Origin of the sequence: Streptomyces sp. NPDC020983 (genome assembly GCF_044333485.1) — a bacterium.
In the GTDB taxonomy this organism is placed as follows: Bacteria; Actinomycetota; Actinomycetes; order Streptomycetales; family Streptomycetaceae; genus Actinacidiphila.
In genome coordinates this window covers 412,177-426,457 of the sequence record NZ_JBIRRA010000006.1, presented here as the reverse complement: position 1 = coordinate 426,457, position 14,281 = coordinate 412,177, and the positions used below count along the sequence as shown (strand labels likewise).

Annotated in this window: 8 protein-coding genes; 2 read left to right on the top strand and 6 right to left on the bottom strand. The window is 73.1% G+C overall.

All coding sequences use genetic code 11. The annotated features are described in order from the left end of the window. Positions 1 to 24 precede the first annotated feature (24 nt). Both ACH4SE_RS16125 and pta read right to left on the bottom strand, forming a co-directional pair. A complete protein-coding gene (locus tag ACH4SE_RS16125) occupies positions 25 to 1,185 on the bottom strand; it encodes an acetate/propionate family kinase (protein WP_398544105.1) in 1,161 nt (386 codons plus the stop codon). Between the two features lie 8 nt (positions 1,186 to 1,193). Then, a complete protein-coding gene (gene pta / locus ACH4SE_RS16120; RefSeq protein ID WP_398543999.1) occupies positions 1,194 to 3,278 on the bottom strand; it encodes a phosphate acetyltransferase in 2,085 nt (694 codons plus the stop codon). 233 nt (positions 3,279 to 3,511) lie between these two features. Here pta and ACH4SE_RS16115 point away from each other — a divergent pair, with 233 nt between their 5' ends. Both ACH4SE_RS16115 and ACH4SE_RS16110 read left to right on the top strand, forming a co-directional pair. Next, a complete protein-coding gene (locus ACH4SE_RS16115; RefSeq protein WP_398543998.1) occupies positions 3,512 to 4,510 on the top strand; it encodes a 2-hydroxyacid dehydrogenase in 999 nt (332 codons plus the stop codon). A gap of 27 nt (positions 4,511 to 4,537) precedes the next feature. Continuing rightward, positions 4,538 to 5,563, top strand: coding sequence for an ATP-dependent 6-phosphofructokinase (locus ACH4SE_RS16110; RefSeq protein WP_398543997.1), 1,026 nt, complete (start codon positions 4,538 to 4,540; stop codon positions 5,561 to 5,563). 21 nt (positions 5,564 to 5,584) lie between these two features. On the opposite strand, the gene glgB is transcribed toward ACH4SE_RS16110, so the two are convergent. The 4 genes from glgB to ACH4SE_RS16090 all read right to left on the bottom strand — a co-directional run bounded on the left by glgB (position 5,585) and on the right by ACH4SE_RS16090 (position 13,832). Then, positions 5,585 to 8,146 (bottom strand): 1,4-alpha-glucan branching enzyme, encoded by a 2,562-nt coding sequence (gene glgB, locus ACH4SE_RS16105; RefSeq protein ID WP_398543996.1) that lies wholly within the window; start codon positions 8,144 to 8,146, stop codon positions 5,585 to 5,587. 56 nt (positions 8,147 to 8,202) lie between these two features. Further along, positions 8,203 to 9,795 (bottom strand): maltokinase, encoded by a 1,593-nt coding sequence (locus tag ACH4SE_RS16100; protein ID WP_398543995.1) that lies wholly within the window; start codon positions 9,793 to 9,795, stop codon positions 8,203 to 8,205. A gap of 354 nt (positions 9,796 to 10,149) precedes the next feature. After that, the gene (treS, locus tag ACH4SE_RS16095) at positions 10,150 to 11,850 is read right to left on the bottom strand and encodes a maltose alpha-D-glucosyltransferase (protein ID WP_398543994.1); all 1,701 of its coding nucleotides are present in this window, start codon (positions 11,848 to 11,850) and stop codon (positions 10,150 to 10,152) included. Beyond that, positions 11,847 to 13,832, bottom strand: coding sequence for an alpha-1,4-glucan--maltose-1-phosphate maltosyltransferase (locus ACH4SE_RS16090; protein WP_398543993.1), 1,986 nt, complete (start codon positions 13,830 to 13,832; stop codon positions 11,847 to 11,849). Before ACH4SE_RS16090 ends, treS begins: the two co-directional genes overlap by 4 nt. Positions 13,833 to 14,281 lie beyond the last annotated feature (449 nt).

The window sequence follows — 14,281 nt, the reverse complement described above, 5'->3', positions numbered from 1 at the left end:
GGGCTTCGCGTGGCAGTGGGGCGGTCAGCCGCCCTGCGGGGCGGCCGCCAGTGCGTAAGTATCGCGGGCGATCTCCAGCTCCTCGTCGGTGGGGACCACCGCGACGGCCACCCGGGACGAATCGGCCGACACCAGGCGGGCCGCGTGGCCGCGGACGGCGTTGCGCACCGGATCCATGGTGACACCCAGACTGTCCAGACCGGACAGGGCCGCCCCGCGCACAGCCGCCGAGTTCTCGCCCACGCCCGCGGTGAAGGCGATCGCGTCGACCCGCCCCAGCACTGCCGTGAAGGCCCCCACGTAGCGGCGCAGCCGGTGCACGTAGACGTCGAAGGCGAGCTGCGCCGCCTTGTCGCCCTCCGCCATCCGGCGGCCGATCTCCCGCATGTCGTTGGCACCGCACAGGCCCAGCAGACCGGAGCGCTTGTTGAGCAGCCGGTCGATCTCGTCGGTGCTCATCCCGCCCTCCCGCTGGAGGTGGAAGACCACCGCCGGGTCCAGGTCGCCGGAGCGGGTGCCCATCACCAGGCCCTCCAGCGGGGTCAGGCCCATCGAGGTGTCCACGCACACCCCGCCGCGCACCGCGGACGCCGAGGCGCCGTTGCCCAGGTGCAGCACGATGGTGTTGACGTCCGCCGGGTCCCGGTCGAGCAGCCGGGCGGTGGCGCGGGAGACGTACGCGTGCGAGGTGCCGTGGAAGCCGTAGCGGCGGATGCCGAAGCGGTCGGCGGTCGCGGTGTCGATCGCATAGCGGGCCGCGGCCTCGGGCAGCGTCGCGTGGAAGGCGGTGTCGAAGACCGCGACCTGGGGCAGGTCGGGGCGCAGCTCGCGGGCGACCCTGATGCCGGTGATGTTCGCCGGGTTGTGCAGCGGTGCGAGCGGCACCAGTTCCTCGATGCCGGCCAGCACCTCGTCGGTGACCAGGGTGGGCTCGGTGAAGCGGGTGCCGCCGTGCACCACCCGGTGGCCGACGGCGGCCAGCTCCGGCGAGTCCAGGCCGAGCCCGCGGCCGCGCAGCTCGTCGGAGACCGTGCGCAGCGCCTCGCCGTGGTCGGCGGCCCCGCCGGGCTCGCCGATCCGCTCCACCACCCCGGACGCCAGCCGCTCGTCGTCCGCCATGTCGATGAGCTGGTACTTCACCGACGACGAGCCGGAGTTCAGCACCAGCACCCGCGTCCCGCGCACCGACGTACTCACTGGGAGTCCCCCTGCTGTGCCTGGATCGCGGTGATCGCGACCGTGTTGACGATGTCCTGGACCAGCGCGCCGCGCGACAGGTCGTTGACGGGCTTGCGCAGGCCCTGGAGGACGGGGCCGACCGCGACCGCGCCCGCCGAGCGCTGCACGGCCTTGTAGGTGTTGTTGCCGGTGTTCAGGTCCGGGAAGACCAGCACCGTGGCCTGCCCCGCGACGGCCGAGCCGGGCATCTTGGTGGCCGCGACCGAGGGCGCCACCGCCGCGTCGTACTGGATCGGGCCCTCCACCAGCAGCTCCGGGCGGTGGGCGCGCACCAGCTCGGTGGCGGCGCGGACCTTGTCGACGTCCGCGCCGGTGCCGGAGGTGCCGGTCGAGTACGACAGCATCGCGATCCGCGGCTCCACGCCGAAACGCGACGCGGTGTCCGAGGCCTGGATGGCGATGTCGGCCAGCTGCTCGGCGTCCGGGTCGGGGTTGACGGCGCAGTCGCCGTACACGAGGACCTTGTCGGCCAGGCACATGAAGAAGACCGAGGAGACGATGGCCGCGCCCGGCCGGGTCTTGATGATCTCGAAGGCCGGCCGGATGGTCGCCGCCGTCGAGTGCACCGCGCCGGACACCATGCCGTCCGCGAGCCCCTCCTGCACCATCAGGGTGCCGAAGTAGGAGACGTCCGCGACGACGTCGTACGCCAGCTCGTACGTCACCCCGCGGTGCGCGCGCAGCTTCGCGTAGAGATCGGCGAAACGATCCCGCAGCGGCGAGGTCTGCGGGTCCACGACCTGCAGGCCGGGGTCGTCCAGGGTGATGCCGAGGTCGCCCGCCTTCTTGCGGACGGCGTCCTCCTCGCCCAGCAGCGTCAGGTCGCACACGCCCCGCCGCAGCAGCACCTCCGCGGCCCGCAGGATGCGCTCCTCGGCGCCCTCCGGCAGCACGATCCGCCGCCGGTCGGCGCGCGCCCGCTCGATGAGCGCGTGCTCGAACATCATCGGCGTCACCCGGGCCGAGCGCGCCACCGACAGCCGCTCGGTCAGCTGCGCGGTGTCCACGTGCGTCTCGAAGAGCCCGAGCGCGGTCTCCGCCTTGCGCGGGGTGCCCGCGCCGAGCTTGCCGTCGAGGGTGAACAGGCCCGCGGCGGTCGTGAACGACCCGGTGGAGACCGCCAGCACGGGGGTGCCGGGGGCCAGGCGGTCGGCGAGGTTCAGTATGTCCGGGCCGGGCTTCTCGTCGAGCGTCAGCAGCAGCCCGGCGATCGGCGGGGTGCCCGCCGAGTGCGCCGCGAGCGCCCCCACGATGAGATCGGCCCGGTCGCCCGGGGTGACCACGACGCAGCCCGGCGTCAGCTTCGGCAGGAAGGTCGGCAGCATCGCGCCGCCGAAGACGAAGTCCAGCGCGTCGCGCGCCATCCCGGCGTCGTCGCCGAGCAGCACCTCCGCGCCGAGCGCCTCGGCGATCTGCGACACCGTCGGGGCCCGCAGCGCCGGCTCGTCCGGCAGCACGTAGACCGGCACCTTCGTGAAGCGGGCCAGCCGCTCGGCGGTCTCGGCCGCCTCGGCCGGCTCCACCCGGTTGGCGACCATCGCGATGACGTCGCAGCCCAGGCTGGTGTACGCGTGGTGGGCGTTGCGCACCTCCGCCGCCACCGACTCGGCGGTCTGCGCGCGCTCCCCTATGACGACGATGACCGACGCGCCGCACTCGTTGGCCAGCCGGGCGTTGACCGCGAGTTCGGCCGGAAGGCTGGTGCCGGCGAAGTCCGAGCCGAGCACCAGCACGGTGTCGTACTCCGCGGCGACCCGCAGGTACCCCTCCACCAGCCGGGCCGTCAGCGCCTCCTGGCCCTGCTCGGCCTGGAGCTCGGCCGCCTCCTCGTAGCCCATGCCGAAGACCGTTGCCGGGTCCTGCGCCAGCCGGTAGCGGCTGCGCAGCAGCTCGAAGATGCGGTCCGGCGTGTCGTGCACCAGCGGCCGGTAGACGCCGACCCGGTCCACCTGCCGGGTCAGCAGCTCCATCACTCCCAGCTCGACCACCTGGCGGCCGTCGCCACGGCCGACCCCCGTGACGTAGACGCTGCGCGTCACCCGATTACTCCGTTTCGTCTTCCCCGTATCCGGGCAGCCGCCCGCGTACGTCACGACGCTAACGCGCCCGCGCGGCCGATGCCCGCCGAGGCCCGCACCGCGCATCGTTACCGTGTCTTTACACCACCGCCCGTGCGGCCGGTGGCCCGTACGGCACCGCCCGGATGCGCACTGACCGGGATCGCCGCACAGTGCACGTAGGGTGAAGACGAGCGAGCGAGGAGGGCGGTGCGATGGACGTCCTGGCCACCGGGGTGCAGCGCGACGAGCGGCCGCTGCTGGAGGCCGCCTTCGCCGGGCGGCACGACATCCGCTGCCTGGAGACGACGCTCACCGCCGACACGCTGCCGCTGGCCGCCGGCTACGAGGCCGTCTCGACGAGTGTCAACGCGGTGCTGGACGCGGCCGTCCTGGAGGGCCTGGTACGCGGCGGCACCAAGCTCGTCGCCCAGCGCTCCACCGGCTACAACAACATCGACATCGCCCACGCCGAACGCCTCGGCATGACGGTCTCGCGGGTCGCCGCCTACTCGCCGTACTCGGTCGCCGAGTTCGCCTGGACCCTCGCGCTCGCCCTCGACCGGCGCATCGTGCGCTCCGCGAGCCGCACCCGCGACTTCGACTTCCGGCTGGACGGCCTGCTCGGCCGCGACTTCCACGGCCGTACCGCCGGCGTCGTCGGCACGGGCCGGATCGGCGCCGCCTTCACCGCGGTCGCCCGCGGCTTCGGCATGCGGCTGCTCGGCTGGGACCTCACACCCAATCCGGAGTGCGAGGCGCTCGGCATGACCTACGTGGAGCTGGACCGGCTCTTCCGCGAGGCGGACCTGATCACCCTGCACGTCCCGCTCGCGCCCTCCACCCACCACCTGGTCGACGCCCGGCGGCTCGGCGAGATGAAGGACGACGCGCTGCTGATCAACACCAGCCGCGGCGCCCTCATCGACTCCTCGGCGCTCGTGGAGACGCTGCGCGCGGGGCGGCTCCGCGGTGTCGGACTGGACGTCTACGAGGAGGAGGCGGGCGTCTTCTTCTACGACAAGTCACTCGAAGTGATGACCGACGACGTGCTCGCCCGGCTGCTGACCTTCTCCAACGTCCTCATCACGTCGCACCAGGCCTACTACACGGTGGACGCGGTCGAGGAGATCGTCGCCGCCACGCTGCGCAACGTGAACGACTACGTGGCCGGCCGGATCACCGAGAGCACGCTGATCCCGCGCAGCCCCTGACCCACCCCCTGACGGAGAGCCATCCCCATGCGTATCGGAGTCCTCACCGCCGGCGGCGACTGCCCCGGCCTCAACGCCGTCATCCGGTCGGTCGTGCACCGCGCGGTGACCGGGCACACGGACGAGGTCATCGGCTTCGAGGACGGCTTCGTCGGCCTGCTCGAAGGCCGCTTCCGCCCGCTCGACCTCAACTCCGTCAGCGGCATCCTCGCCCGCGGCGGCACCGTCCTCGGCTCGGCCCGGCTGGAGCGCGACCGGCTCCGCGAGGCCGCGGCCTCCGCCGACGAGCTGTGCTCCCGCTACGGCATCGACGTGCTCATCCCGATCGGCGGGGAGGGCACGCTCACCGCGGCCCGCATGCTCTCCGACGCCGGGATGCCCGTCGTCGGGGTGCCCAAGACCATCGACAACGACATCAGCGGCACCGACCGCACCTTCGGCTTCGACACCGCCGTGACCGTCGCGACCGAGGCCATCGACCGGCTCAAGACCACCGCGGAGTCCCACCAGCGGGTCATGGTCGTCGAGGTGATGGGGCGGCACGCCGGGTGGATCGCGCTGGAGGCCGGCATGGCCGGCGGCGCGCACGGCATCTGCGTACCCGAGCGGCCCTTCGACCCCGCCGACCTCGTCGACATGGTCACCGAGCGTTTCGCGCGCGGCAAGAAGTTCGCCGTGATCTGCGTCGCCGAGGGCGCGCACCCGGCCAAGGACACCATGGACTACGGCGTCGGCGAGATCGACAAGTTCGGCCACGAGCGTTTCCAGGGCATCGGCACGACCCTCGCCCGCGAGCTGGAGCACCGGCTCGGCAAGGAGGCCCGTCCGGTCATCCTGGGCCACGTCCAGCGCGGCGGGGTGCCCACCGCCTTCGACCGGGTGCTCGCCACGCGCTTCGGCTGGCACGCCGTCGAGGCCGCCCACAGGGGCGCCTTCGGCCACATGACGGCGCTGCACGGCACCCGGATCGACACCGTGCCGCTCGCCGACGCGATCACCTACCTCAAGACGGTGCCGGAGGACCGGATGGAGGAGGCCGAGTCGGTCTTCTGAGCCTCCTCCCCGCCCGGCCCCTCAGGCGTGGTCCGGCCGCAGCCACACCGTCGCCAGCGGCGGCAGCGTCAGCACCACCGAGTGGGGGCGCCCCTGGTACGGCGCCGGCTCGGTCTTGACGTGGTCCGGCAGCAGCACGCCGCTGCCGCCGTAGCGCGCCTCGTCGGTGTTCAGCACCGGCGCCCACACCCCGGCCGGCGAGCCGAGCCGGTAGTCGTGCCGGACGACGGGGGAGAAGTTGCTCACGCACAGCAGCGGCTCACCGGCGGTGTCGAGGCGCAGGAAGGCGAAGACGTTGTCCTCGGCCGCGCCGCCCTCCACCCACTCGAAGCCGCCCGGGTCGGTGTCCCGCTGCCACAGGGCGGGCGTGGCCGCGTAGATCGCGTTGAGGTCGCGCACCAGGTGCTGCACCCCGCGGTGGTCGGCGGAGGCCTCGTAGGCCGGGTCGAGCAGCCACCAGTCGGGGCCGGTCTCGTACGACCACTCGCCGCCCTGCGCGAACTCCTGGCCCATGAACAGCAGCTGCTTGCCCGGGTGCGACCACATGAAGCCGAGGTACGCGCGCTCGGTCGCGCGCTGCTGCCACCAGTCGCCGGGCGCCTTGGACACCAGGGAGCGCTTGCCGTGCACGACCTCGTCGTGCGAGATCGGCAGCACGTAGTTCTCGCTGTAGGCGTACACCATCGAGAACGTCATCTCGTCGTGGTGGTACTTGCGGTGCACCGGCTCGTGCGCGAGGTAGCCCAGCGAGTCGTGCATCCAGCCCATGTTCCACTTCAGGCCGAAGCCGAGGCCGCCGAAACCGGTGTGGCCCACGTGGTGCGTCGCCCGCGTCACGCCGTCCCACGCCGTCGACTCCTCCGCGATCGTCACGACGCCGGGGCAGCGGCGGTAGACGGTGGCGTTCATCTCCTGGAGGAAGGCCACCGCGTCCAGGTTCTCCCGGCCGCCGTACGCGTTGGGGACCCAGTCGCCGCCCTCGCGGCTGTAGTCCAGGTAGAGCATGGAGGCGACGGCGTCCACCCGCAGGCCGTCGATGTGGAAGTCCTCGCACCAGTACACCGCGTTGGCGACCAGGAAGTTGCGCACCTCGGTGCGGCCGAAGTCGAACTCCAGCGTCCCCCAGTCCGGGTGCTCGGCGCGCCGCGGGTCGGCCGGCTCGTACAGCGGCTCGCCGTCGAAGCGGGCCAGCGCCCAGTCGTCCTTGGGGAAGTGCGCCGGGACCCAGTCCATGATCACGCCGATCCCGGCGCGGTGCAGCGCGTCCACCAGGTAGCGGAAGTCGTCCGGCGAGCCCAGCCGCGGCATCGGGGCGTAGTACGACGTGACCTGGTAGCCCCACGAGCCGCTGAACGGGTGACCCGCGACCGGCATCAGCTCCACGTGCGTGAAGCCCAGGTCCTTGACGTACGCGGGCAGCACGTCCGCGAGGTCGCGGTAGCCCAGGCCCGGCCGCCACGAGGGCAGGTGCACCTCGTAGACGGAGAAGGGCGCGCGGTGCACGGGGACGTCCGCGCGGTGCGCCATCCACTCCCCGTCACGCCACTCGTACGCCGACTCCGTCACGACCGACGCCGTCGCCGGCGGCACCTCGGTGGCCCGCGCCATCGGATCGGCCTTCATCCGGCGCTGCCCGTCCGGGCCGGTGATCTCGTACTTGTACGCCGTGCCCGCGCCCACGCCCGGCACGAACAGCTCCCACACGCCGGACGCGCCGAGGCTGCGCAGCGGCAGCGCGGTGCCGTCCCAGTACGTGAAATCCGCCGCCAGCCGCACCCCGCGGGCGTTCGGCGCCCACACCGCGAAGCGCGTACCCCGCACGCCGCCGTGCGTCATGACCTGCGAGCCCAGCGCCTTCCACAGCTGCTCGTGCCGGCCCTCCCCGATCAGGTGCAGATCCAGCTCGCCGAGCGAGGGCAGGAAGCGGTAGGGGTCGTCACCGGTGACCTCGGCGGAGTCGTAGCGCACCTCCAGGCGGTACGCGGGCGCGGCCGCGAGCGGCAGGTGCGCGCTGAACAGCCCGTCGCCCTCCGGCTCCAGCTCCACGCGCAGCCCGTCCGCGACGAGGGTGACCTTCGTGGCGTAGGGCTTCAGGGCGCGCACCCTGAGGCCGCCCTTCTCGGGGTGCGCCCCGAGCACGCTGTGGGGGTCGTGGTGCTCGCCGGCGAGGAGCCGCCGCCGGTCCTCCCCGGAGAGGGCCCCTTCCACCGGGGCCGGCGCGGCGGGGCCTGCGCCCGCGGGGGCGCTGCCTGCTGCCGCGCCGGGGGAGCGTCCTTCCCCTGCGGGGGCGCTGCGCCCCGCCGTGCCGGGGGAGGGCTTGTCAGGGGCGCGGGGAACTGCGCGCTCGGCTTCCAGCGGGGCACGGGTGGGGGCCGGCCGCACGGGGCTGTCGCTGCCGTTTCCGGCCCACCGGCCGCTGGGGGGCTGAGCGCGCAGTTCCCCGCGCCCCTGGTGGGCGTCCTCCTCCGCGGGAGGAGCGGGCTGCGGGGCGCGGCCCGAGGCCGCCGGGTGGGGGGTGGTGGCGTCGTAGCCGCGGGCAGCGGCCTCGGGGAGGCCGCCGGGCGGAGTGGATTCGGGGGTCACGGATTCTCCTCGGGCGGGCGTACGGATGCGGGACGGGTCCCGCAGGACGGGGGGGGCTAGGCCGAAGCGAGTCGCGCGAGCGCGGACAGCGGGATCGGCAGCCATGCCGGACGGTGCCGTGCCTCGTACCGCGCCTCGTACACCGCCTTGTCCGTCTCGAAGGCCCGTATGAGCACGGGCTGCTCCCGCGGGTCGGTGCCGGAGACGGCGGCGTATCCGGCGCAGTAGGCGGCGCGGTGGCGCTCCGCCCAGGGACCGTTGCCGCTGTGGTGGGCGGCGTAGTCGAAGGAGCGCAGCATCCCCGCGACGTCCTGCACTGGCGGCGCGGGCCTGCGGCGTTCGGCCAGCGGGCGGGCCGGCTCGCCCTCGAAGTCGATGAGCACCCACTCCCCGTCCGGCCCGCGCAGAGCCTGGCCGAGGTGCAGGTCGCCGTGGATGCGCTGGGCGGTGACGGGGGGGCCGCCGAGCGGTGCGGCGGCGCCGAGGCGCGCGAGGTCGTCGAAGGCGGAGCGCAGCGCGCCGGCGTACGGGCGGACGGCCGGGACCTCGGCGGCGGTCTCGTCGAGCCGCCGGGCCATACCGGCGGCGACGCGTTCGAGCGCGGGCCCGTCGAGCGGGTGGGCCGGCAGCGCGGCCGCGAGCGAGGCGTGCACCTCGGCGGTGGCGCGGCCGAGCGCGGCGGCCTCGGCCCGGAAGTCGCCGTCGTCGGCGACGGAGGCGAGCGCGAGGGCCCAGCCGTCCGCGGAGCCGGGCAGATAGCGCTGGAGCACGCCCAGCGTGACGGGCTCGGCCCCGGCGGCGGCGGGCAGCGACTCGAACCAGGCGACGGGCGCGGCCACCCGCCGCGAACCGGCCCGTGCGAGGGCGAGGGACAGCTCCAGGTCCGGGTTGGTGCCCGGCGAGACGCGGCGGAAGAGCTTGAGGATGAAGGTGTCGCCGTAGACGAGCGAGGTGTTGGACTGCTCGGCGGTCGACACCCGCGGCGCGAGCCCCGGCGGGAAGACGGCGTCCCGTTCGGTGGTGAAGCGCAGCGGGCCGGTGCGGCCGGGCAGGCTGAGGCGCTCCAGCAGCAGGGCGGCGAGCCGCGGGTCGTGCGGGGCGTCGTAGAGGGTCAGCCCGTCGTACGGGCCGCCGACGGCCGGGCCGAGCGCGCTGCGGATGAGCGCGGAGGGCAGCAGGGGGTGGGCGCCGAGCAGCAGTTGGTAGCAGTCGGCGGGGCGGCCCGGCTGCTCGACGTCGACCAGCAGGTGCAGCAGACCGACCGGCCCGAGGCGCCCCCCGGGCGGTACGAGCTCGGTGGCGGCGGCCAGCCGGAAGCCGGTGATGGCCAGCCCCTTGCCGGCGAACCACCGCTGCCGCGGCAGCCAGGACCGCAGCAGCGGCTCCAGCGACGGGACGAGCCCGGCTCCGGGCGTGCCGGTGACCGTTCCCGTGCCCGGCGCCGCGGCGGCCTGCGCGGCCCCGGCGGGCTCGGCCGGCGCGGCAGGGGCCTGCCCCGCCGGTGCGGAGGCGACGGCGCCCTTGCCCGGCGCGGCGGTGGTGTGCCCGCCCGGCGCGGCGTGCGTGCCGGGCGCCGCACCCGGCGGGGGCGAAGGGGGCTCTTCCGAGGGCGGGGTGGAGGGAACGCGGGTCCAGGAGCGGTCCGACATGACGTCCTTTCCCCGGGGAGTCGCGCACCCGGCTGCTTCCACGAGCGGCGGGGGCGCCAGCCTCCCGGATGTCGGGTTCGGGCTGTCCGGCGACACGGGGAGCCTGCCCCGGGCGGGTGACAGGAAACCGCCGTACGGCCCGCCCGCGTAACAGTCCGGCTGCCGCGGTGCACGCCCGCCGTGCGCGGCGGCGCGGCGAACGGGGTGTGCGGGGAAGCCGGTTCCGCCGGATGTGCGGCTGGATACCTGGATCCTGCCAAAGGTGCGTCAGGCCCGCTACCCGGGCGCCTCCGCACGGGGCCGGCGGCCGGGGGCCCCGGGTGCGGGGGGCCGGACCCGTCCGGCCCCCCGCCGTCATGACGCGTCGCGGCGCAGCCGGAACCAGTAGAAGCCGTGGCCTGCGAGGGTGAGCAGGTACGGCAGCTGGCCGATCGCCGGGAAGCGGACCCCGCCGATCAGTTCCACCGGGTGGGATCCGGCGAAGCTGCGCAGGTCCAGCTCGGTGGGCTGGGCGAAGCGCGAGAAGTTGTTGACGCACAGCACCAGGTCGTCGCCGTCCTCCCGGAGGAAGGCGAGGACGGCCGGGTTGCTGGAGGTCAGCTCGGTGTACGAACCGAGGCCGAAGGCACGGTTCTGCTTGCGGATCTCGATCATCCGCCGGGTCCAGTGCAGCAGTGAGCTGGGGGAGCTCATCTGCGCCTCGACGTTGGTGACCTGGTAGCCGTAGACCGGGTCCATGATCGTCGGCAGGTAGAGCCGGCCGGGGTCGCTGGAGGAGAAGCCCGCGTTGCGGTCCGGCGTCCACTGCATGGGGGTGCGCACGGCGTCGCGGTCGCCGAGCCAGATGTTGTCGCCCATGCCGATCTCGTCGCCGTAGTACAGGATGGGCGACCCGGGCAGCGACAGCAGCAGCGCGGTGAACAGCTCGATCTGGTTGCGGTCGTTGTCGAGCAGCGGCGCGAGCCGGCGGCGGATGCCGATGTTGGCCCGCATCCGCGGGTCCTTGGCGTATTCCGCGTACATGTAGTCGCGTTCCTCGTCGGTGACCATTTCGAGGGTCAGCTCGTCGTGGTTCCGCAGGAAGATGCCCCACTGGCAGGTGTCGGGGATGGCCGGGGTCTTGGCCAGGATTTCCGAGACCGGGTAGCGCGACTCCCGCCGTACCGCCATGAAGATCCGCGGCATGACGGGGAAGTGGAAGGCCATGTGGCACTCGTCGCCGCCCTTGCGGAGGTCGCCGAAGTAGTCGACGACGTCCTCGGGCCACTGGTTGGCCTCGGCGAGCAGCACCGTGTCCGGGTACTGCGCGTCGATCTCGGCACGCACCTTCTTGAGGAAGTCGTGGGTGCGGGGCAGGTTCTCGCAGTTGGTGCCCTCCTCCTGGTAGAGGTACGGGACCGCGTCGAGCCGGAAGCCGTCGATGCCGAGGTCGAGCCAGAAGCGCAGGGCGCCGAGGATCTCCTCCTGCACGGCCGGGTTCTCGTAGTTGAGGTCCGGCTGGTGGGAGAAGAAGCGGTGCCAGTAGTACTGCTTGCGGACGGGGTCGAAGGTCCAGTTGGACGCCTCGGTGTCGACGAAGATGACCCGGGCGTCGGAGAACTGCTTGTCGTCGTCGGCCCAGGTGTAGTAGTCGCCGTACGGGCCGTCGGGGTCGTTGCGGGACGCCTGGAACCACGGGTGCTGGTCGCTGGTGTGGTTCATGACGAAGTCGATGATCACGCGCATGCCGCGCTGGTGGGCGGCGTCCACGAATTCCACGAAGTCCGCCAGGTCGCCGAACTCCGGCAGGACCGCGGTGTAGTCGGCGACGTCGTAGCCGCCGTCGCGCAGCGGGGAGGCGAAGAAGGGCGGCAGCCACAGGCAGTCGACGCCCAGCCATTGCAGGTAGTCGAGTTTGGCGGTGAGCCCCTTCAGGTCACCGACGCCGTCGCCGTTGCTGTCCTGGAAGGAGCGGACGAGGACTTCGTAGAACACCGCCCGTTTGAACCAGTCGGGATCACGGTCCTTGGCCGGTGTGTCCTCGAAGGTGTCAGGGACGGGTTCGTTGACGATCAACTGAGTGACCCTCCGATCGATGGAGTAGGTCGCAGCGACAGGACGTGCGCGGGCGCACGGCCCGGCTCAAGGCGCACATAGTTGTCCCTGCCCCAGTGGTAGGTCTCGCCGGTGAGCGCGTCGCGCACCGGCACGGAGTCGTGCCAGGACAGGCCGAGCTCCGGCATGTTCAACGACACGGTCGCCTCCTGGGTGTGGAACGGGTCCAGGTTGACGACCACCAGTACGACGTCGTCGCCGCGGCGCTTGGAGTAGGCGAGCAGGGCGCCGTTGTCCACCGGGTGGAACGTGATGTCCCGCAGCTGCTGGAGCGCCGGATGACGGCGGCGCAACCGGTTGAGCGTGGTGATCAGCGGGGCCAGCGAGCGCCCCTCGGCCTCGGCCGCCGCCCAGTCCCGCGGCCGCAGTTCGTACTTCTCCGAGTGCAGGTACTCCTCACTTCCGGGCGCGGCGGAGGCCGCCTCGCACAGCTCGAAGCCCGCGTAGACGCCCCAGCTGGGGGAGAGCGTCGCCGCGAGCACCGCCCTGACCTCGAAGGCCGGACGGCCTCCGGTCTGAAGATAGGCGTGCAGGATGTCGGGAGTGTTGACGAAGAAGTTCGGCCGCATCCACGCGGCCTTCTCGCCGCTCAGCTCGCGGACGTAGTCCTCCAGCTCCTCCTTGCCCGTGCGCCAGGTGAAGTACGTGTAGGACTGCTGGAAGCCGATCTGCCCGAGGGCGCTCATCATCGCCGGGCGGGTGAAGGCCTCCGCCAGGAAGATCACGTCCGGGTCGGTGCGGTTGACGTCGGCGATGACCTTCTCCCAGAAGACCACCGGCTTGGTGTGGGGGTTGTCGACCCGGAAGATCCGCACCCCGTGCGCCATCCAGTGCCGCAGCACCCGCAGCGTCTCGCGCACGATGCCGGAGAAGTCGGCGTCGAAGGCCACGGGGTAGATGTCCTGGTACTTCTTCGGCGGGTTCTCGGCGTAGGCGATCGAGCCGTCGGCGCGGTGCGCGAACCACTCCGGGTGCTTCTCGACCCACGGGTGGTCCGGCGAGCACTGGAGGGCGAAGTCCAGCGCGACCTCCATCCGCAGCTCCCGGGCGCGGGCCACGAAGCGGTCGAAGTCCTCCAGGGTGCCCAGCTCCGGGTGGATCGCGTCGTGCCCGCCCTCGGGCGAGCCGATCGCCCACGGCGAGCCGACGTCGTGCGGGCCGGCCGTCAGGGCGTTGTCGCGGCCCTTGCGGAAGGCGCTGCCGATCGGGTGGATCGGCGGCAGGTAGACGACGTCGAAGCCCATCGCGGCGACGGCCGGCAGCCGCTCGGCGGCGGTGCGGAAGGTGCCGTGCCGCACCGGCACCCCGTCCTCGACGACCGCGCCCTCCGAGCGCGGGAAGAACTCGTACCAGGAGCCGAACAGTGCCCGCTGCCGCTCCACGTGCAGCGGCTGCGGCCGGGTGGCGGTCACCAGCTCGCGCAGGGGGTACCGGTCCAGGACGGCGACGACCTCGGGGGCGAGCGCGGCGGCGTGCCGGGCGGCGGCGGGGCGCTTGGCGTCGCGCAGCCCGTCGACGGCGGCGAGGACGGCCGGCCGGCCGTCGTTCTTCGGCACCCCGGCGGCGGCCCGCTCGTACAGCAGCGCCCCCTCGGTGAGGACGAGTTCGGTGTCGATGCCGGCCGGGATCTTGATCGAAGCGGTGTGCCGCCAGGTCGCCACCGGATCCGACCACGCCTCCACGCTGTAGGACCAGCGGCCCTCGGAGGTGGGCGTGACGCGCGCGCCCCAGCGGTCGCTGCCCGGCTCCAGCTCGCGCATCGGGGTGTACGGCCCCGATCGGCCCGCCGGGTCGCGCAGCACGACGTTGGCGGCGACGGCGTCGTGCCCCTCGCGGAACACCGTGGCCGTCACCTCGAAGGTCTCGCCGACGACGGCCTTCGCCGGCCGCCGGCCGCAGTCCACCAGCGGCCGGACGTCGAGTACGGGAATGCGACCGATCATTTCCTCACCTGTCAGCGCTGGGTCGGTATGCACGGCATGGACGGTATGGGGTTGTACGGACGGTACGGACGGCAGCCACGGCACCGCACGCCGCCGGGGCGGCGGCAGGACGGTCCCGTGACGTCGTACGGCGGCGCTGGACTTCCGGCGGGGCTCCGTACGACTTCCGCTCTTTTTAACTGTTCTTGGCGTTGTAGGCCTGCCTGCGGGGCCGCGGCCACCGGCGATCACCCAGGTGGCGGTCGCAGGGCCGTTCGGGTGGCCTCGTGGGGAGACGGCTGCTCCGTTCGGGTGCTGCGCATCGGGGAGCCTGCCCATGTGTGCGCGCGTGACGCGTCCCCTGACGGCGTTTCGGGAGCGCGCCCCGGAGTGCCGCGGTCCGCGCCCCCCGGCGCCGCGCCGGGCGCGGGCGCGCGCCCGCCCGGGGAATCCCGCCCGGTCCGGTTTCG